This is a genomic window from Streptomyces spinosus (assembly GCF_020400655.1).
GTDB classification, from domain to species: domain Bacteria; phylum Actinomycetota; class Actinomycetes; order Streptomycetales; family Streptomycetaceae; genus Streptomyces; species Streptomyces argyrophylli.
The window spans coordinates 1-18,115 of the sequence record NZ_JAINRC010000019.1; the positions used below are offsets into that span (position 1 = coordinate 1).

Consider the following 18,115-nt stretch of genomic DNA (forward strand, 5'->3'; position numbering starts at 1 on the left):
GGCAACGGCCACAAGAAGTAAGGGAGCACAAGGACCGCCGCCCGCCCGCTCCCACAGGACGAGGCAGGCCGACGAACGGCGTCCCACCCGGTAGGCCGGACGGCGGCCCCGCCTGACAGGTGCGTACCCGGCAGGCCGGATCCGCGCCCGCTTCTCAGGTCAAGCAACGGATCCGCTGGTGACGACCCACGTCAAGCCCATGACACGCGTGACGTCCACGCCGCGGCCTGGCGGCAGCCTCACCAGCCCCTCACCGAAGGGATGAGCACGATGGCACACGAACTCCGCGGTCGGAAGATCGCGATCCTCGCGGCCGACGGCGTCGAACGCGTCGAGCTCGAGCAGCCGCGTGGCGCCCTGCACGGCGCCGGGGCGCAGACAGAGGTCCTTTCCATCCATCCCGGCGAGATCCAGGCCCGCCAGTGGGACCTGAACTCCGCAGGGACCTTTCCCGTCGACCGGCTCGTCTCGGACGCCTCCGCCGACGACTACGACGCCCTGCTGCTGCCCGGCGGCACCATGAACCCCGACCAGCTCCGTGTCAACAAGGACGCCGTCGGCTTCGTCAAGGCCTTCGTGAACTCGGGCAAGCCCGTGGCCACGCTCTGCCACGGCCCGTGGACCCTGGTGGAGGCCGACGTCGTGCGCGGACGCCGCCTCACCTCGTGGCCGAGCATCCGCACGGACCTGCGCAATGCAGGAGCCGAGGTCGTCGACGAGGAGGTCGTCGTCGACGGCCAGTTCACCTCGAGCCGGTCGCCCGCGGACCTGCCGGCCTTCTGCGCCGCCATCGTCGAGCAGTTCGCCCATGCCGGCCGTCCGGTCTCCGGCGCCTAGCCGGGCAACGGGAGCTGCGCCCCGAGCGCCGCAGGACGTTCCGCGGGCCCATGCGGCCGCGGGCGGCCTGGGACATCACCGTTCAGAAAGGAACGAAGCCGTGAAGAAGCCCACAGCAGGCGGCGCGGTCTCCACCGTGGTCAGCTTGGGAACCGAGGCCCTGGGCGCCGCGGTCTCAGCGGCCCGCCGCGCCGGCGAAGCCATCCGGTCGGGAGCCTCCCATGCCGGGGAGACCGAGCCGCGGTGGCACGTGATGACAGTGTGCGCGTCCGCCGAGGAGGTGGCGCCCGGCGGAAAGCTGCCGGAGCCGCTCGCCCGGCTCGGCGACGCCATCGACACCCGGCTGCGCCCCGCGTCCGGGGAACGCGGGACGGAACTGGCCTGCCGGCTGCACGACAAGGAGGATGCCGGGCCGCCCGGCACCGCCGAACCGGTGACCGCAGACGCCACCGTCCAGGAACTGCGGACCGCGCTGCGGCAGGCCAAGGCGCTGGTCGAGACGGGAGAGATCCTCCTCCCCGACCGGCCGTCGACCAACCGGCCCACGGTCACCGGGCGCCCGCTGGACAAGTTGATCGAAAAGGCACAGGGGGAGGGACGGCTGTGAAGGCACTGACCTGGCAGGGCACCAACGACCTGTCCGTCGAGCAGACACCCGACCCCGCGATCCGCAACGAGCAGGACGCGATCGTCAAGGTATCGCAGACCGTGACCTGCGGCTCGGACCTGCACCTGCTGGGCGGGTACATCCCGTTCATGCGGGCCGGCGACGTCCTCGGCCACGAATTCGTCGGCGAGGTCGTCGAGACCGGACCGCGGGTGGAGCGGCACAAGGCGGGCGATCGCGTGGTGGTCTGCTCCTTCATCTCCTGCGGCCGCTGCTGGTACTGCAAGCAGGGTCTCTTCTCCCTCTGCGACAACGGCAACACCAATCCCGGCATCACCGAGCACCTCTGGGGTTCCGCCCCGGGCGGCTGCTACGGCTACTCCCATGCCCTGGGCGGCTTCGCCGGCAGCCATGCCGAGTACATTCGCGTCCCGTTCGCTGACCAGGGAGCCTTCCCGGTGCCGGACGCCCTGGACGACACCACCGCGCTGTTCGCATCCGACTCGGCACCCACCGGGTGGATGGGCGCCGACCTCGGCGGGGTGAAGCCGGGCGACGTGGTCGCCGTGTGGGGGTGCGGAGCGGTCGGTCAGATGGCCGCGCGGGCGGCGCTACTGCTGGGCGCCGACCGGGTCATCGCCATCGACCCATTTCGACGCCCAACCGGTCGGCCCACTCGTCCCAGACGGCGCGGCCCTGCCGGGTGAATTCGACCAGGCGGGCGTCGTCGTGCGCATGGCGGAAGATGCGGGACTGGCCACCGGACTGCCCGTGGCCCGGAACGCCGCTTTCGTACACCCGCGCCGTCGTTCCGCGTTCGGCCAGTGCGTAGGCGGTGCAGAGGCCGACGATGCCGGCTCCTACCACGGCCACCTCGGGAACCCGGTCCATTCGATCGCCTCACTTCGCGTCCCGGAGCTGTCCTCCTGCGGAGCAGGAGTCACGTTCATCTGTCGCCGCCGCGAACTGGTGGGTGACCGGACCCGGTGGGCGGCATTGTCAGGCTCTACGTGACGCGACGGCGGAACCGTGTCCCCTTCAGCCTCACACCGGCCCGGAATATGTCAACCGGCCACCCCGGACGACGACCGTGACCGACCGGCGGAGAGCCGCGGGACCGGACGTCCGGCCAAGGCGTGGGAGGAGGATTCCGGGGAGCACGGCCGGCCGGCCGGCGATTCCGGCAAGGTGATGTGGGCGGTGATGCCTTTGCCGACCGGCTCCTGCCGGACCTCGAAGCACCGAGCGACGGCCACCGTGATCTCCAGCCAGTGCCGCCGCACCCGTCCGGCATCCGCGGCCGGCGCGCCGGCGGCACCGTCTCGGAGCCCCACACCACCACCCGACCACGTCGCCGACGATCCGCAGATCCACCAGCACCGGCTGGGCGCGACTTGTGGGTGTTGGTGACCAACTCGCTGTCCCCCAGCAGCCCCCGCGACCCGGGCATATCCGCCTTGGCCCCCCTCTACGACGCGTCCCGCGCGCGTGCCTTCGACGACGCGGCCCCAAAGGCGAAGCCTCGCGAAGCGCCTCGCCGCGTGACCCCCGCCCGGGCCGTGGACACCGTGTGACACCCCGCCCCGGGAGGTCGCGCCGCGCCTCGTCGCCTGAGACTCCGGTCGGCCGGGCACACGGCGCGGCAGCCGTGCGGCCTCGGCTTTGCGAGCGTCCGCGTACCGGCGTGACGGATGCCCTAGTGGCAGCGACGAGGGCGTGAGCCGGCGCGGCTGAGGCTGCGGAACGGCGGGGGCGTGTGAGGCGCACGCAGGCCACGTCAGCCGGACGGCCCTGAGCGGCGAGCCGTACGACCTCGGCCATGTCACCCGGACGCGACACGACAGCCGCCGCGGCCCGACTTCGAGCGCGCTCCAATCCCTAGAGTTCCGGTCACGGACTTCCGCCCACGGGTACGCCCTGCCACCGACGACCACGGTCGCGGACGGCGTCCGTGAACGCGGCGGTGAGTGCGATCGTTGAACCGGTCAGGCCGGTTCTCAGGACAGAGGTGATCCGATGAAGGTACTGGTGACCGGCGGGACGAGCGGACTCGGACTCGCCATGGCCGCCGCCCTGGCCGCGACGGGAGCCTCCGTCGTGCTGACCGGGCGGTCCGGCGAGCGTGCGGAGTCCGTCGCGGCGGGGCTGCCGGGGGCGACCGGCGTCGAAATGGACGTGCGCGACGAGTCGTCGGTGGTCCGGGCCGTCGACCGAGCGTGGTCGCGGCTCGGCGGCATCGACATGCTGGTGAACAACGCCGGCATCGGCATGCGCACGGTCAACCCGCGCTTCATGACACAGCCGCAGGGCTTCTGGGAGGTACCGTCCGACGCCTTCCGCGCGGTGATCGACACCAACCTGACCGGCTACTTCCTGGTCGCCCGCGAGATCACGCCACGGATGCTGGCATCCGGCGGTGGCCGCATCGTCAACATCTCGGTCAATCACTCAACCATGCGACGCGCCGGCTTCGTTCCGTACGGGCCGTCGCGTGCCGGCAGCGAGGCGCTGTCCCGCATCATGGCGGCCGACCTGCGGGGCACGGGCGTCACCGTCAACCTGCTGCTGCCCGGAGGCGCGACGGTCACGGGGATGATGCCCGAGGACGTCGTCGCCGAGGGCCACGGGTTCCTGAGTCCCACGGTGATGGGCCCGCCCATCGTCTGGCTGGCCTCCGACGACGCAGCCGGCGTGCATGACGAGCGCATCGTCGCCACCGAGTTCGAACAATGGCTGCGGGACCGGGAGAGCCGGCGGTGAGGGCGTGAGCGTGCATGCGGGCCTCAACTGAGCTGAGCTTGTTACTGACGACCTGTGGGAGGGGGTGGCTCCGCTGCTGCCACCCCCTCCCGAACGACGGCCCCGCCATCCCGGGCGGCTGCGCGTTCCCGGCCGGTTGGCACTTGCCGGCGTCATGTGCGTGCTGCGGACCGGTGTCGCGAGGCGCGATGTCCACGGGAAGACGGTGCGCTGCTCCGGCGTGACGGCCTGGCGCCGGCTGCGGGACTGGACCGAGGCGGGCGTCTGGCCTCGCCTGCGCGCCGCCCTGCCAGCCGCGCTTCGCCGCGCCGGCCTGCCCGACTTGAACGGCAGCTCCGCGGGCGCGCCGCACGTCAGGGCTCTCAACGGGGGGGCATGTCAACTCTTCGCCCGTCGGCCGTGCCTGTTCCGGCTCCAAGCGCCATTTGAACGGCGACCGGCACGGAACCCCGCTCGCTGTCGGGCTCACCGGTGGCAACCGGCACGACGTTACCCAGCTCCTGCCACTGCCCTACACCATCCCCTCGATCCGGGGACTATGGGGACGCCCCCCTCGCCCCAAACCCCGGCGTCTGAACGGATTCATGGCTCATTCTCGAAGATCCCGCGGGGGAGGCCCCTGACGACTTCAGCAACTGCTGTAAGGGCCTGCTGGGCTTCGGCCGTGGTGGCAGCTGGCTGGCCAGTCATGTCTTCCAGCTTTCGATTGTCATTTACCACCTGTGTCAGGAACCCGACCACTGCATGCCGTTGGCGCATAGTCCGGCAGTCGTCGAGGAGAGCGGCCATTCCATCAAGGGATGGGCCGACCGAGACGAATGTTGCCCAGGACTCGGGGACCACGAAACCGGCACGATGGTCCAGCAGTTGCCGTGCTACTCGCTCCACCGCAACAAAGTGCAGGTCCGGAGTCTGCTTCTGACGCTCGAACAGTTGCTCTGCCGCTGTCAGGAGGCGGGCAACTTCCTTCGCCGAGTGTCCATCCGCGCTGATCGAGCCCCCGTCGGGCAGTTCGAGCAGGAAGCCTTTATGCCGGTGTCGTTCGGCGATTCCCCGGATCGCGGCGCGAAGGGCGAGCCATATTCCTGGTCCGGCAGTTAAAGCGATGATCCCATAGTCTGGGAGGTCCCAGGCTCTATGGTAGATGTCCTGCGGCAAGGGCACTGCACCGGCTCTACGCAACTCCTCTTCGAAGGCTTCGCGGCCAGTGCCCCTCCAGAGCTGGATGTAGATCCTTTGCGGCTCACCATTTCGAGTTGGACGAAAGTAGAAACCATCAGCCTCCATGGTGATCTCTGCGTATATAAGCCTCGACTCTTCTCGCATGGTCACGGAAAGAAGTTAGCGGAGTCACATCGCCAGCGGCTACGTCACGGGCTGAACGTCCACGCTTGATCGCGATGGGCGCGGGGTGGATGGCCGGGGAACGGTACCCCCTGCGTGACGTGAGCGACCGGCTCATCGACTCGTTCAGCCGGACGACCCACCAGTCTGGCACTCCATACCGGCACCGGTTGCAACGACGCCCCGGATCATGTCTTCGACTCGTCGGTGCGTGCTGGTGTGCAGTACCGCCTGCCCAAGCGTTGTCCCGTAGCTGCTGGTCGCAGTGCGCCGGTAACGCCCGCTGGGGTCAGCCGAAGAGGAGGTCGACGTCCGTCTCGGTGCAGAGTTGCAGGACGACCACCAACTGGCGGGCGTCGTCAATGTGCCGTTGCAGAAGTGGGCCGGTGGTTCTGCCTTGAGGCTGGTCGGCGATCTCCTGGGTGCCGACCCGGTCCGCAAAGGCCGGCCCTGGAGTACGCCGCTGGAGGACCGAGTGCTGCTGGTCGCCGCGTACTGGCGCACGAACCTCACCCTGCGCCGACTGGCGCCGCCGTTCGGGGTGTCGAAGTCGGCGGCCGACCGCATCATCGACGCCCTCGGCCCGTCGCTCGCGTTCCGGCCCCGCAGACGGTTCCGCAAAGGACACCGTGCTGCTCGTGGACGACACCCTGACCCCACCCGCGACCACACCATCGCCGGGCAGTCGTAGAACTACCGGTACTCCACCAACCACCAGGTCGTCATCGACGCCGACACCCGGCTCATCGTCGCCGTCGGTCGGCCGGTGTCCGGCCATCGCAACGACTGCAAGGCGTGGAAACTGTCCGTGGCGAAGGACGCCATCGGCCACACCACGGTGATAGCGGACGGCGGCTACCGCGGCACCGGGCTGGTCATCCCGCACCGCCGCGAACGCGGCCGACGCGCACGCCCGGACTGGAAAGAAGGGCACAACCGTTCGCACCTGGGATGTCGATGACGAGCTGTGGGCGGTGATCGAGCCGTTGTTGCCCAAGGTGGAGCGTCGGGTTCGGCATCCAGGGCGCAAGCGGCATCCGGACCGGCTGGTGTTCCAGGGGATCCTGTTCGTGCTGCACACCGGGATCGCCTGGGAACACCTTCCGCAGGAACTCGGCTTCGGCTCCGGCATGACCTGCTGGCGGCGCCTGGCCGAATGGACCGAGGCGGGGGTGTGGCCACGGCTGCTCGAGGTCCTCCTCGCCGAGCTCCGCGGCGCGAATGCCCTGGACTTCTCCCGTGCGGCTGTCGACTGCTCCCACATCCGCGCGTTGAAGGGGGCCCCAAGACGGGACGAAGCCCTGACGACCGGGGCAGGGCGGGCAGCAAACACCACCTGATCACCGACGCGACCGGCATCCCACTCGCCGCTACTCTGACCGGCGGCAATCGCAACGACGTCACTCAGTTGATCCCGTTGCTCCAGGCCGTACCACCGGTGCGGGGCAAGCGCGGCCGGCCCCGGCGCCGCCCTGATGTGGTGCTGGCCGACCGGGGCTACGACCACGACAAGTACCGCCGCCTGCTCTGGGACCTCGTCGTCAAGCCGCAGATCGCCCGCCGCGGCACCGAGCACGGCTCCGGCCTGGGCACCCAACGCCGGGTTGTCGAGCGAGCGTTCGCCACCTGCACTGGTTCCGCCGCCTGCGCATCCGCTGGGAGATACGCGATGACATCCACGAAGCCTTCCTCGGCATCGCTTGCAGCATCCTCTGCCGGCGACGGCTGAAGAAGCCGGTCACGGTGACCGTTCCCCGGACGCAACTGCTGTGGTTGGTATGGCGCGAGCGGCAGGGGCTACGCGTCGGTGGCCTGAACAGGCGCTCGGCTTCGATAGCGCAAGCACGTCAGTTACATGGCACCCCGGAGTACGGCCCAATAGGCACTCTATGTAGCGAATTGGCCCATAAACTGCCGACTTTAACTCACTCTATGCTTGCGATTCAATGCACTCAGTAGTCATCTGTCGGTGGAAGAAAGGACTGAACATGGGCTCTGCTCGTACTCGCCGTGCTGGACGACGTCTGGGGGCCTGCGTGGCCGCTGTCGTTGCCGCAGCCGTGTTCCCCACGGTGACCGCGAGTCCCGCCGCTGCGCAGGACTCCTTCAAGATCAAGGCCCTCGGCCGTTGCGTCGAGGTCAAGGACGGCAGTCGGCAGGACGGTGCCCCGATCCAGCTGTATCGCTGCCTCGACTGGGACAGTCAGCGCTTCACGTTCGAGGATGTCGGCAACGGCACCGTCAGGATCAAGACCTTCGCCGGCAAGTGTCTGGAGGTCCAGGACGGGTCTTTGCTGGACGGCGTTCCGATCGTGCAGGGCCCCTGCCACGACTGGCGCGTCGACCAGGAGTTCGCGATCGTGGACCTCGGTAACGGCGAGGTCAGCATTGAGAACGCAGGGACGCTCCTGTGGTGGACGGTTGGGGGTCGGGGCATCCCCGCCCCGATTGTGCAGGACCCACTCGATTTCCACCCGGGACGGTTCACGCTGGAGTACTGACCGGGCCCAGCACGCGCCCGGCTCCAAGCTCCTGTGGACTCCGATGCGGATTCCGCAGGAGTTGGTGCCCGCCCCGTGCTGACCGCTGCCGTCAGGCAGCGGCCGACGACCGGATGTAGATCAGCCTGCCGGGGATGCCGTACGCGTCGGCAATCAACCGATGGCTCTTGACTTGCCGATTCGAGGTTCGGGAACAGGCTTTTCGTTGTCCTGGGCAGCACTGAAGCCTCGATCTTGGATCACCGGGAAGACTTGCTGTGTGGTGGTGATCCAGGCGTCGATGTCGGCATGGGACGACCTGATGGCGCTGATCAGTGCCTCGATCACGTCCAGCTTCGGCGTGCCGACGTTCCGGCTGAGCTCGTCCATCGACACCTCTTGGTACGACATGACCAGCTGCCACCAGAACCGCATGAGGATGCGGCATTCCTGCGGGTCACGGTCGTCTGCGAGGCGATCATGAATGACCCTCTGGACGTGCCGCCGCTGCTCATCGTCACGAAAGCCGTTGTTGAGGTCAGTCAGAGTCACGTCCGGACCGTAGCAGCCGTTCGTTCACGTCCCCTGAGTTAGCTCTCAAGTCCGCGTAGAGCATTCCGTTAGGGGTTCTAAGTCGCGCCCAGGTATGAGTGTCCAGGCTGTCATGGGGGCCAATGCGGGAGAGCTCGGCGCCGTCGCGTCCCAGAGCCACGATCACGGGACGGACTTCGCGGCTGATCTGGGGAGACGTCCAAACAGCGATGAGGCTGCGCTGCTCGGGAACCTCGATCCGGCGGACACCGATGAGAACGTGACTCACATCCCGCCCGAGGCGGACTTTGACGCAACTGATCCATGGGGCCGCGGTGATGGATCGCGGAGGGTCCAGGCTGCGGGTGAGACTGAGTACGCCCCCTCCGGAGCTGACGTCGAGCACATCGACGTCGACAGGATCGTCTCCGGATCCCCTGCTGCCCCCCACATACCGCCACTGCCCGCCGAACCGCTCCAGAAGCGCGATGTGCTCACGTATCCGCGATGACTTCGGACGCCACAGGGTCCAGATCGCCCCGACACCGGCAGTGTCGTCGACATCGGCCGACTCCACGGTCAGCACGCGCCTCGGCATCCACCAAGGTTGCGTCTCATCTCCCGCCAGCGCCCGCTTCACCACGCTCCGCAGGAAAGTCTCCCACCGGAGCCACGCCCACACGGCCTCTCCCCATGCCTGCATGCGCCTGCGATACCCGGCGCGCGAGGGCATCAAGCCCGATGTCGCTGAGGCAACACCTCACTACCTCCGGCCCGAAGATCATTACAGGGCAGCCCTTAGGAGCTCCACCGTGCCGAAGAAGAACCGCACCACCTCGACCACCCGCACCAGGACCACGCGGCGCCCAACCCGGTCTCGTGGCGGCGCCCCGTCTCCGCGGCACTCGTTACCGGAGCGGCCCGCCACATCGGCGCCCTTCTGGCCGGCATCGCAGTGACCTGGTGGCACCACGACTGCACATCAGCGCGCCACCCGCGCGCCGTCGAGCCGCCGGTGCACCATCGGCAGCGTGGGCAGCGGCTCCGGCAACTCCTCGTCGGTGACCGTGCGGTGAGCCCGCGGCTCGTGCGCGGTGCGCCGGTCACCGACCGCCGATCGCCGATCGCCGACCGCCACGGAGCGGACCGGACCGGACTGCCCCCCTGGCCGGAAGGCGCCCCCTCGTCCCCGGGTGAACACAGGGTCCAGGGGTCATCCGGCCCGCGCCCGTGTCCCGCAGGGAGGGTAGAACGGGCTCAGGCCCGCGTGGGGAAGCGGGGACGGGGGGTCGTAGCCCGTGGCGGGGACGTCCGTCGTGTACGCGCGGGTGTCGGGCGAGAGGCCCGTGTGCGGGTCGCCGAGGCGGGCCTGGATCTCGTAGGTGCCGTCTCCGGCGTACGTGTACGCCGTCAGGTCGGGATACCGGTCGTGGTCGTAGTCGGCCACTGCGATGTCCTTCGTGGCCCCCAGGTCGAGGGGGACCGTGCGCCGGCTGCGGCCGGTGTCGGAGAAGGGCCCCAGCCTCAGTTCGGCCACGCGGGGCAGGACCGGGTCGTCGCCGCCCTGCTCCTGCCCCGCCACGACGACCAGGTCGTTCCAGCCGTCCCGGTCGAAGTCCGCGACGGCGGCGCTCACGTACTCCTGCCGGCCGGCGGTGCGATCGGCCAACCCCCGTGCCGGGACCGTCGTTTCACGGGGCGTGCCGACGGCGAAGGTGACCGCCAGCAGACCGCCCCGGTGGGACGGGTCGGTGATCCGGTCCGGCAGACCGTCGTTGTCCACGTCGGCGATCAGGTCCCCCGATCGCGTCCGGCACGCGGTGACGGCGGGCGGTCCCACCGGGCGCGGAGGGGGCCCGCCCAGCCGGTCCTCGCCGCCGGACAGGAGCAACAGGCCGCCCGCCAGCAGGAACGCCGTGCGGGTGAGCCGTCTCGGCCGGGAGGTACCGCCGGGTGCGCGTACGGACATGGGCAGGGATCGTAGCCACCGGGCCGGGAGTGCCAGGGAGCGGGGCCCGGGCGGGTGTCGTCTCCTGTGCCGTCGACATCGGGCAAGTCCTGCACCGTGGACCCCTCGCACAGCATGTCGCGCAGCTTTTGAGGTGCCGAAGACGCCTTCGCCGCGTGGGGATCGGCATCCGCGCCCCCTGCCATCCGCATGCGGAGGACTTCGTGACGCTGCCCCTCGGCAGACGGGTCCTTCCTCACCGCGGCCGGTGCCACGGCGGCGGCCCTGTCGGGCGCGGACGGCGGCACTGCCCACGCCGCCCGGCGCACCGCGCGGACAGCACACCGGCGAGCCGCCGCCGTACGGCCGTTCCCCTCACCACGGTGACCCTGCCGGCCGGGCCGTTCCAGGACCACCAGCGCCGCAACACGGCCTGCTTGCGCTCCGTCGCCGGATCCGGGCGAGGTGCCGGGCGGCTGGTGTCGCGTACCAGCGGGTGCAACCGCCCGATCGGCAGCGGGTGCAACCGCCCGATCGGCAGCGCGTCCAGCCCGGCCGCGGAGTGCGAAGTCAGCTCGACACTCCCTCTCGTCGCCGGTCGTCGTCGGCTGTGGCGGGGATGGCGTTGTCGATGAGGACGGCGGCGCTGGCGGCGGCGGTGGGGAAGGCGTCGGCGTCGAGGACCCGGGTACGGGCCGCGGCGCCGTCGAGGAGCAGCGCGAGCTGTTCGCCGAGTTGTTCAGGGTCGGCGGAGCCGGCTTCGCGGGCGGTGTCGGCGAGTCGAGCGGCCACGGCTTTCTTGTAGTCGCGTGCGTACTGGGACGCGGGGTGCTGGGGGTCGTGGAGTTCGACGGCGGCGGCGATGTAGGGGCACAGGGGGGCGGTGGGGGGGATGTCGAAGGCGGCGAGGAGCCGTTCGCGGGGAGTGAGGTCGGTGCGGTCGAACACGTCGGACAGCACGGTGGGGTCGAACCGGCGCAGGTACTCGGCGACGAGTTCGTCCTTGCTGGTGAAGTGCTGATAGGCCGTGCGCTTGGACACCTCGGCCGCCGCGCAGAGCTGGTCCATGCCAACCACGGGGTGAGGCATCGGGACTTCGCCCTCGGCATCACCGGACTTCCCGTCTGAGCAAACGATCGACCGGGCCTTTTCGGAGCGGCTGCGGGGGAGGGGGCGTAAGGGCGGGGTGCGCAACGCACAGGGCAGCTCCCGTGCTGTTGAGGTGGGCGTGCGAAGTCTTAACTCAGCAGCACGGGAGCCCTGTTGGCTCCCCACCCGGCCGGCCTCGTTCGCGATTCCGGACAGCAGATGTTCGGCGGTTCGAGCGGCGGCGGCTCCGGGCGTCGTTCGATGCAGCGCTGGTGGTCGCTGGGTGCAGCGTCATGGGGATGCGGTGTGGCGGGCGTAGGTGCGGACGGCGCGCGCGGTCGCCGCAGCGGGTGGAACACCGGTGCCGGCGGCCGTAGCTGAGCAGGCGGCGGTTGCAGGGGGCAGAGCCGCAGACGGTGAGGCGGTCCGCGTCGGTCGGGGCCGGTGAGCAGGTCGGCCGCGTCAGCGGCGAGGGCGGCCAGGGCGTGGTCCACGTCGTCGGAGCTCTGGAGCCACCTCACCTCCTTACCTGCTGGCACCGGCGGCGCGGGGTCGGCGCCGGGCAGGGAGCGGGCCGGGAGGAGCGGGAAGCGGGACCTGGCGAAGCAGGGCGAGCTCAGCTCCTTCGGGAGCAGTTCGCCGTTGCCCCAGGGCCGGTGGTCGGGGTCCTCGTGGTCCAGCGCGACGGCGGCTGGCCCCGGTACGCCGGACGACTCGCTTCGGTCTGCTACGGACCTGTCGCAAGTCCGGGCCTGTCCGGCTGCTCGGGGACGCTGCGGAACGTCGTAGGAGGCGTCAGAAGTCCGGACGGCTCAAGATCGTCTCGTGGTATGTCCCGCCGCGACTCATCCCGAGCAACGCGGCCACGGGTCGCTTCGTCAACGCGGTGGCGATCGCGTCGCCGACGCGGGGCGAGAGCGCCTCTCCGAGCAGCAGCATGTTCGCGGTCCGGGGCAGAACGACCCGTCGTTTGCCGCGTCGGACCGCAGCCACCACGGCTCGCGCGACGGCCTCCGGCGGCAGTGGCGTCATGTGCCTGAACGGGGGCGGCATCTCGGTCTCGTCCGCCTCCCTCAGAAGGTCGGTCGCGGTGAGCGCCGGATGGATGGCCGAGACGCCGATGCCGTGGCCGGTCACCTCCTGACGGAGGCTGTCGGAGAACGCGGAGACGGCGTGCATCACGATCGCGTACGAGCCGAAGCGGGCGAACGCCTTGCGCCCCATGACGGACGACATGTTGACGATCGTGCCCGTCCCCTGCCGTCGGAGGATCGGGAGCACGCGCCGCGTCACGTTGATCATGCCGAAGAGGCTCGCACGCAGCGTCAGGCGGACGTCTTCCTCGAACCCCGCCGCTTCGACGGTGCCCACCTTGCCGATGCCGGCGTTGTTCACCAGCACGTCGATGCGCCCGAACCGGCTCACCGCGGCGTCGACCAGAGCTTCCACGGCATCGTGCGACGTCACGTCGGTGGGTACCGGCAGTGCTTCCGAGCCCAGCGCGCGGACCTCGTCCGCCACTTGGGCGAGACGGTCGGCCGAGCGGGCGGCGAGGGCCAGTCGTGCACCTTCCCTGGCGAAGGCGAGCGCGACGGCTCGGCCGATGCCACGCGAGGCCCCCGTGACCAGGACCACCTTGTTCGCGAAGGACGCAGTCATCTCTCTCCTCTTTGATGTATATACAACATTTGGGGCGGCCTGCAGCCCCGGCAGCCCCGGCCGGCCCCGGTTCGGCTAAGCGCCCGGTGCGTACCCCAGGCCGCTCGCGATCGCCTGGACCGCGTCCACGCCCGTCGTCCCGAGCAGTTCCGCGGCGTCACGCTGGGCCTTCCGCCACTCGGGCAGCACGGACTCGACCTTGGCCTTGCCGGCGGGGGTGAGCGCCACCTCCCGTATCCCTTTGGCATCGGACGACAGGGCCTCGATCCAGCCGTGCTTCAGCAGGAGGGTCAGATTCCGGCTGACCGTCGACCTCTCCAGTTGCAGCACCTCGCCGAGCCTCGACGGCCGGCAAGGACCGGCCTTACCCAGGGCGGCCAGCAGGTTGACCTGGGCAATGGTCAATCCGTGTCCGGCGAGGGCGCCGTCGTAGAGGCCCGTGAGAGCCCGGCCGATCAGCCGGATCCGCACCGCCAGACAGCCGTCCACGATCTCGTCGATGGAAGAGGTGCTCACTTCTTCAGTGTTGTATATGCACCGACGAGACGCAAGGCGATCGGGACGACGGCCACCCTCGGGGCAGCGCGTCCAGGCGTGCGCTCGGTTCGGCGTGACCGGACGGAGGCGATGGTGCAGATCGACACGGCCGGTGACGGTCGGACCGATTTCGAACCTCCGGGTTGCCCGCTCCGTCCTGCGCCGGACCTGGTACGCGGCCTGCCGACTGCGGCGACGGCCTGTAGGTGACCTTTCGGATCGATGGTTGGCCTCGCCGGGCAATTGGCCCGCCGTCCTCCTGGGACTTGGCCCGCCGTCTTCCGGTGAAGGGCCGAGATCGTGGCCGGCGTCGCCCTCACTTCCCGCTTGAGGGCGACGCGCAGCCGGCTTCAGACGACCAGAACCCGGCGCCCGCGCGTGTGGCCGGCCTGGCTGTCGATGTGTGCCGCCGGAGCCTCGGCGAGCGTGTACGACTTCTCGACCGGGATGTGGAGCCTTCCTCGCGAGATGAGGTCGACGGCCTCGGCGAGCGCTTCCGGCACGCTCCCGGCCACGCCGGAGAACCGGACGCCGAACTCCGGCGCCTTGAGATCGGCGATGGAGATCACCTTCTGCGCGTCCCCGGTCAGTTCGACGAGTTCGCGGAGCACGCCCGAGCCGGCCAGGTCGAGAGCCGCGTCGACATGGCCGAGTTCCCGCACCCGCTCGACCCAGCCCTCGCCGTAGGTCGTGGCGACGGCACCCAGGCTCCGCAGGTAGTCCTGGTTCGCGGCCCCAGCCGTTCCGATCACCTTGATGCCGCGGTCACGGGCGATCTGCAGCACCGCCGATCCGACTCCCCCGGACGCGCCGCTGACCAGCAATGTCTGCCCGGACCGCACACCGACCTCGCGGATGACGCGCAGCGCGGTCTCCACCACGGAGGGGTACCCGGCCGCCTCCTCGAACGTCAGCCCCTCGGGCATGCGGGCCCAGGCCGACAGCACGGCGAACTCGGCATACGTGCTCGAACCTTCGCCGAACACGCGGTCGCCGGCCTTGACCCCTTCGACGCCCTCACCGACCTCGTCCACCACCCCGGAGGCGTCCAGCCCGACTCCGGAGGGCAACTCGACCGGATGGGCCCCGAGGACCTGGCCTTCCCGGATCCTCCAGTCGACGGGGTTCACGCCCGCCGCCCGCACGGCGATGCGTATCTGGCCGGGGCCCGCGTGGGGCTCCTCGGCATCCAGGAGTTGCAGGACGTCCGGACCGCCGAACTCGGCGAAGCTCACCTTTTTCATGAGGCGACCGTAACACTAACGGTTAGTGTTTTGTAACCGTTACAGATTCACACCTGATAGTGTCAGACGCATGACCGTGCCGACCGGACGACGTGAGCGCAAGAAGGCCGTCACCCGCCAGAAGATCGCCGACGCGGCCTTGCGACTCTTCCTGGAACGCGGGTACGACGCGGTGGGCATCCGTGACGTGGCTGCCGAGGCCGACGTGGCCGTCACCACGCTCTTCTCTCACTTCGCCTCGAAAGAGGCCCTGGTCTTCGAGCAGGGCGAAGACTTCGAGCAACGCCTCACGCGGGCGGTCACCGACCGGGCGCCGCACGAACCGCTGATCCCCGCGCTGCGCCGCGAGATCCAGGCACTGGTGCGCCACTGCGCGGCGGACAGCGCCGCCCCCGTCTGGCGCATGATCGACGCATCACCTGCCCTGCGGGACTACGAGGAGTCGATGAGACGGCGCCACGCGGAGTCGCTGGCAACGGCCATCGCCGCCGATCCCGGCCTGTCACGGACCCCAACGGCCTGCCGGGCGATCGCGAGGTTCGTGATCGACGCCTATTCGCTGGCCCGGGCGGCGGCGGATCCGAAAGCCACGGTGGACGAGATCTTCCAGATGATCGAGGCGGCCTGGGAGGTCACCTGCCCGTCCGCACACTCCACCGGCAGGGCCGGATCGTAGTCGGGACCCGGCCCGCCCGGCCCGGCTCCGCCCGACCCCGGCGGCAGAGCGGACCATGAAGCACGGCGGGCTCGTCGACCGGCTCGAACGGCAAGTGCGTACCCCGTCGACCTCGCGCCCACGCTGGTCTGACAGAGGCGCGCAGCGTCTGAGGATCTCCTGGTCACATGCGTGCCCTTCCGCTGTGACTGCTGTGGCCGTGCAGGGGCTCGGTGTCAGGCCGGTGGCGGAGCCCGAGGCTGATCAGCGCGGTGATCGTGAAGGCGGCGGCTTGGTAGAGCATGGCGTGCCGGAACGCGGTGTCCGCGTCGGCGGCGGGAGCGTAGTAGGCGAGACCGGCCGCGGTCACTCCGACGGATCCGACGAGCTGCTGTGCTGTGGGCAGTAGTCCGGAGACCGAACCGGCGGCGGGGCCACGCACGTCGGCCGGCACCAGGGTGAACACCGACGCGGTGAAGGCGCCGAACGCGGTCCCGCCGACGGCCAGCACGGGCAGTGCCGCCTGGCGTCCCGCCGCCGAGCCGATGAGCGGGGCCAGCGCTAGGCACATCCCGGCCAGCGCCAGGGATGCGACGGAGAGAACCGTCGGCCCGTGCCGGCGGGTGAGAGCGGGCGCGGCTCGGCTGCCGAGGACGGCGGCGGCGGCGAACGGTGCCGACGTCAACGCGGCCGACAGGGCCGAGTACCCGACGGCGGACTGAAGGTGGAGGAAGAGCAGGTAGGTGAAGGAAGGCACGCCCGTGTTGAACACGAACACCAGCAACGTGCCCCGGCGCGCCGACCGGTCACGCAGCACCGCGGGATGAATCAGCGGGTCAGGCCGGTGCGGCAGGCCCCGGACGAAGTGGGCGAGGGCGGCCACGGCCACGGCGAAACCGGCCCACGTCCACCAGGGCCAGCCTGCTTCCCGCCCCAGGGCCAGGGGCAGGACCAGCGCGCCGGCTCCCACGGTCACCAGCAGCGCCCCCAGCTTGTCGACGCGGAGTCCGTCCGCCCCGCCGGTGCGGGGCAGCGCGGTCGCTCCGGCCAGCGAGGCGAGCGTCACCGGCACGGTGAGGAGCATCACCGGTCGCCAGCCGAGGCCGAAGAGATCGGCACGGAGGACGAGGCCGCCGGTCAGGGGCCCGGCCAGTGACGCGAGGGCCATGGTGGCACCGTACGAGCCGAGGGCGCGCGGTCGGCGCGCCGCGGGGGTCGCGGCCTGGATGAGGGAGAGGACCTGGGGGCGACCAGGCCGCTGCCTGAGCCCTGCACCAGCCGGGCCGCGATCAGCGACGCGGCGTCGGAGGCGCACGCGCCGGCCATCGAGCCCGCGGTGAAGACCACGATGCCCGCCACGAACAGCCGGCGGTAGCCGTACCGGTCGCCCAGCCGTGCGGCGGGGATGAGCAGGCACGCGTACGTCAGGGTGTATCCGGCGAGGACGAGTTGCACGGCGCCCGGACCGGCGCCCGGACCGGCCTGGATCGCCGGCGCGGCGACCTGGGCGACAGTGACGTTGAGCAGCTGCACGAAAGTGGCGCTGAGCACCACCGGCAGCACGAGGCGTCCGTCGCTCACGGCAGCAGGGCCGCGGCGAGCTCACGGGGCCGGGCGGCGAACGGGCTGTGGCTGCCCGGGAGGGTGCGCACGGTGAACGGGTTCCCGGGCATGGCCCGGTCGGCTTCCGCGATCATCAGATCCTGCACGGCCGCCGGCAGCGCCCGGTCGTCCGCGCAGCGCAGGAAGGTCCGTGGGACGCGCCCCCACCGGCCCGGGGTCACGATGACCGGGGTGGTGGGGATCGCAAGCGGCAGATCGGGGCTCAGCGCCGAGCGCCAGCGGTCGAAGCGGTCCGAGGGAACGTCGTGGTAGTAGGCCTGCCGTAGCTCCTCGACGTAGGAGGGATCCTGCGAGAGCGGGTTGATCCGCACGGCGCCAAGCTCCCCGGGATCGCCCAGGATGAGGCTCCGGCCTCGTGCGGTGGCGTTCTCGGGGGAGCCGAGGTAGTCGAAGAACCGGGGGCGCCCGGCGGGCACGAAGGCCGAGAGGTAGACGATCTCGTCGACGAGTTCGGGTGCGCGTTCGACGGCCAGCGATGCGGGTCCGCCGCCCGCGCTGTGCGCGACGAGCACGACACGACGGTGGTGGCGGCCCTGGCGCAGCGTGTCCAGCACCGCCTCGGCGCTGTCGTCCATCGTCACGGTGGCGAGCGCGGACCTCTCGGTCAAGAGGCCCGGCTGGCCGGGCCGGAGGTATCCGCCGGGCAGTGGCGCGTCGAAGCCGTGTCCCGGCAGGTCGACGGCGATGCTCGCGGCACCGAGTGCGGCGAGTGAGCGCTGCGTCGCCGCCCACTGCCCGGAGCCGTGCCAGGCCCCGTGCACGAAGACGAAGACGGTGTCTGTGGAGGAGCGGTCAGTCATG

At 70.3% G+C, this 18,115-nt stretch carries 17 protein-coding genes and 5 pseudogenes; 10 read left to right on the forward strand and 12 right to left on the reverse strand.

The window, feature by feature from the left end; genetic code table 11:
- The first annotated feature begins 270 nt into the window (after positions 1 to 270).
- The 3 genes from LG395_RS31555 to LG395_RS31565 all read left to right on the forward strand — a co-directional run bounded on the left by LG395_RS31555 (position 271) and on the right by LG395_RS31565 (position 2,151).
- On the forward strand, positions 271 to 837 hold the full coding sequence (locus tag LG395_RS31555; protein WP_225812091.1) for a type 1 glutamine amidotransferase domain-containing protein: 567 nt from the start codon (positions 271 to 273) through the stop codon (positions 835 to 837).
- A 100-nt stretch (positions 838 to 937) separates the two neighbouring features.
- The gene (locus LG395_RS41515) at positions 938 to 1,444 is read left to right on the forward strand and encodes a hypothetical protein (protein ID WP_225812092.1); all 507 of its coding nucleotides are present in this window, start codon (positions 938 to 940) and stop codon (positions 1,442 to 1,444) included.
- A complete protein-coding gene (locus tag LG395_RS31565; protein ID WP_225812093.1) occupies positions 1,441 to 2,151 on the forward strand; it encodes an alcohol dehydrogenase catalytic domain-containing protein in 711 nt (236 codons plus the stop codon). The genes LG395_RS41515 and LG395_RS31565 overlap by 4 nt, the downstream gene beginning before the upstream one ends.
- Here LG395_RS31565 and LG395_RS31570 read toward each other — a convergent pair.
- Positions 2,078 to 2,335, reverse strand: coding sequence for an FAD-dependent oxidoreductase (locus LG395_RS31570; RefSeq protein ID WP_225812094.1), 258 nt, complete (start codon positions 2,333 to 2,335; stop codon positions 2,078 to 2,080). The two genes, LG395_RS31565 and LG395_RS31570, sit on opposite strands and share 74 nt — an antisense overlap.
- A 1,125-nt stretch (positions 2,336 to 3,460) precedes the next feature.
- On the opposite strand from LG395_RS31570, the gene LG395_RS31575 reads away from it, so the two are divergent.
- Positions 3,461 to 4,204 (forward strand): SDR family oxidoreductase, encoded by a 744-nt coding sequence (locus LG395_RS31575; protein ID WP_225812095.1) that lies wholly within the window; start codon positions 3,461 to 3,463, stop codon positions 4,202 to 4,204.
- 52 nt (positions 4,205 to 4,256) lie between these two features.
- Positions 4,257 to 4,469: pseudogene (locus LG395_RS41930) on the forward strand (transposase); the annotation flags it as partial.
- Positions 4,470 to 4,786: 317 nt separating this feature from the next.
- On the opposite strand, the gene LG395_RS31585 reads toward LG395_RS41930, so the two are convergent.
- On the reverse strand, positions 4,787 to 5,536 hold the full coding sequence (locus tag LG395_RS31585; protein ID WP_225812096.1) for a hypothetical protein: 750 nt from the start codon (positions 5,534 to 5,536) through the stop codon (positions 4,787 to 4,789).
- 358 nt (positions 5,537 to 5,894) lie between these two features.
- On the opposite strand from LG395_RS31585, the pseudogene LG395_RS31590 reads away from it, so the two are divergent.
- From LG395_RS31590 to LG395_RS31600, 3 genes and pseudogenes are all read left to right on the forward strand, one after another.
- Positions 5,895 to 6,494, forward strand: a pseudogene (locus LG395_RS31590) (transposase family protein); the annotation flags it as partial.
- A 19-nt stretch (positions 6,495 to 6,513) separates the two neighbouring features.
- Positions 6,514 to 7,279: pseudogene (locus LG395_RS31595) on the forward strand (IS5 family transposase); the annotation flags it as partial.
- A gap of 305 nt (positions 7,280 to 7,584) precedes the next feature.
- Complete coding sequence (locus LG395_RS31600; protein ID WP_225812097.1) at positions 7,585 to 8,049, forward strand: RICIN domain-containing protein; 465 nt, start codon at positions 7,585 to 7,587, stop codon at positions 8,047 to 8,049.
- 153 nt (positions 8,050 to 8,202) lie between these two features.
- Here the strand turns inward: LG395_RS31600 and LG395_RS31605 are convergent, their stop codons facing one another.
- Entirely contained in the window at positions 8,203 to 8,580 is a 378-nt protein-coding gene (locus LG395_RS31605) for a hypothetical protein (RefSeq protein ID WP_225812098.1), read from the reverse strand.
- A gap of 94 nt (positions 8,581 to 8,674) precedes the next feature.
- Here LG395_RS31605 and LG395_RS31610 point away from each other — a divergent pair, with 94 nt between their 5' ends.
- Positions 8,675 to 9,070, forward strand: a complete 396-nt coding sequence (locus tag LG395_RS31610) for a hypothetical protein (RefSeq protein WP_225812099.1) — start codon at positions 8,675 to 8,677, stop codon at positions 9,068 to 9,070.
- 471 nt (positions 9,071 to 9,541) lie between these two features.
- Here LG395_RS31610 and LG395_RS31615 read toward each other — a convergent pair whose 3' ends face one another.
- The 7 genes and pseudogenes from LG395_RS31615 to LG395_RS31640 all read right to left on the reverse strand — a co-directional run bounded on the left by LG395_RS31615 (position 9,542) and on the right by LG395_RS31640 (position 15,036).
- Positions 9,542 to 9,697, reverse strand: a complete 156-nt coding sequence (locus LG395_RS31615) for a hypothetical protein (protein ID WP_225812100.1) — start codon at positions 9,695 to 9,697, stop codon at positions 9,542 to 9,544.
- 75 nt (positions 9,698 to 9,772) lie between these two features.
- The gene (locus LG395_RS31620) at positions 9,773 to 10,528 is read right to left on the reverse strand and encodes a VCBS repeat-containing protein (protein WP_225812101.1); all 756 of its coding nucleotides are present in this window, start codon (positions 10,526 to 10,528) and stop codon (positions 9,773 to 9,775) included.
- A 549-nt stretch (positions 10,529 to 11,077) separates the two neighbouring features.
- Entirely contained in the window at positions 11,078 to 11,575 is a 498-nt protein-coding gene (locus tag LG395_RS31625; RefSeq protein WP_263983287.1) for a TetR/AcrR family transcriptional regulator, read from the reverse strand.
- A gap of 312 nt (positions 11,576 to 11,887) precedes the next feature.
- Positions 11,888 to 12,090 (reverse strand): annotated as a pseudogene (locus LG395_RS41750) (hypothetical protein); the annotation flags it as partial.
- Positions 12,091 to 12,391: 301 nt separating this feature from the next.
- A complete protein-coding gene (locus LG395_RS31630) occupies positions 12,392 to 13,231 on the reverse strand; it encodes an SDR family NAD(P)-dependent oxidoreductase (RefSeq protein WP_308071446.1) in 840 nt (279 codons plus the stop codon).
- Between the two features lie 99 nt (positions 13,232 to 13,330).
- Complete coding sequence (locus LG395_RS31635; protein ID WP_225812104.1) at positions 13,331 to 13,771, reverse strand: MarR family winged helix-turn-helix transcriptional regulator; 441 nt, start codon at positions 13,769 to 13,771, stop codon at positions 13,331 to 13,333.
- 371 nt (positions 13,772 to 14,142) lie between these two features.
- Positions 14,143 to 15,036, reverse strand: a complete 894-nt coding sequence (locus LG395_RS31640; protein ID WP_225812105.1) for an NADP-dependent oxidoreductase — start codon at positions 15,034 to 15,036, stop codon at positions 14,143 to 14,145.
- Positions 15,037 to 15,106: 70 nt separating this feature from the next.
- Between LG395_RS31640 and LG395_RS31645 the strand changes: the two genes are divergently transcribed.
- Positions 15,107 to 15,712, forward strand: a complete 606-nt coding sequence (locus tag LG395_RS31645) for a TetR/AcrR family transcriptional regulator (protein ID WP_225812106.1) — start codon at positions 15,107 to 15,109, stop codon at positions 15,710 to 15,712.
- A 163-nt stretch (positions 15,713 to 15,875) separates the two neighbouring features.
- Here the strand turns inward: LG395_RS31645 and LG395_RS31650 are convergent.
- Together LG395_RS31650 and LG395_RS31660 are read right to left on the reverse strand one after the other, a co-directional pair.
- Positions 15,876 to 17,272, reverse strand: a pseudogene (locus LG395_RS31650) (MFS transporter).
- Positions 17,269 to 18,114: an alpha/beta fold hydrolase gene (locus tag LG395_RS31660; RefSeq protein ID WP_225812109.1), complete on the reverse strand. Its 846-nt coding sequence runs from the start codon at positions 18,112 to 18,114 to the stop codon at positions 17,269 to 17,271. The pseudogene LG395_RS31650 and the gene LG395_RS31660 overlap by 4 nt, the downstream one beginning before the upstream one ends.
- Position 18,115: the final 1 nt, after the last annotated feature.

Bases quoted from the DNA above. Each gene is read 5' to 3' on its own strand.
- LG395_RS31555 (WP_225812091.1), top strand. From the start codon at position 271: ATGGCACACGAACTCCGCGGTCGGAAGATCGCGATCCTCGCGGCCGAC.
- LG395_RS31570 (WP_225812094.1), bottom strand. From the start codon at position 2,335: ATGGACCGGGTTCCCGAGGTGGCCGTGGTAGGAGCCGGCATCGTCGGC.
- LG395_RS31575 (WP_225812095.1), top strand. From the start codon at position 3,461: ATGAAGGTACTGGTGACCGGCGGGACGAGCGGACTCGGACTCGCCATG.
- LG395_RS31610 (WP_225812099.1), top strand. From the start codon at position 8,675: ATGAGTGTCCAGGCTGTCATGGGGGCCAATGCGGGAGAGCTCGGCGCC.
- LG395_RS31620 (WP_225812101.1), bottom strand. From the start codon at position 10,528: ATGTCCGTACGCGCACCCGGCGGTACCTCCCGGCCGAGACGGCTCACC.
- LG395_RS31625 (WP_263983287.1), bottom strand. From the start codon at position 11,575: ATGGACCAGCTCTGCGCGGCGGCCGAGGTGTCCAAGCGCACGGCCTAT.
- LG395_RS31640 (WP_225812105.1), bottom strand. From the start codon at position 15,036: ATGAAAAAGGTGAGCTTCGCCGAGTTCGGCGGTCCGGACGTCCTGCAA.
- LG395_RS31645 (WP_225812106.1), top strand. From the start codon at position 15,107: ATGACCGTGCCGACCGGACGACGTGAGCGCAAGAAGGCCGTCACCCGC.
- LG395_RS31660 (WP_225812109.1), bottom strand. From the start codon at position 18,114: ATGACTGACCGCTCCTCCACAGACACCGTCTTCGTCTTCGTGCACGGG.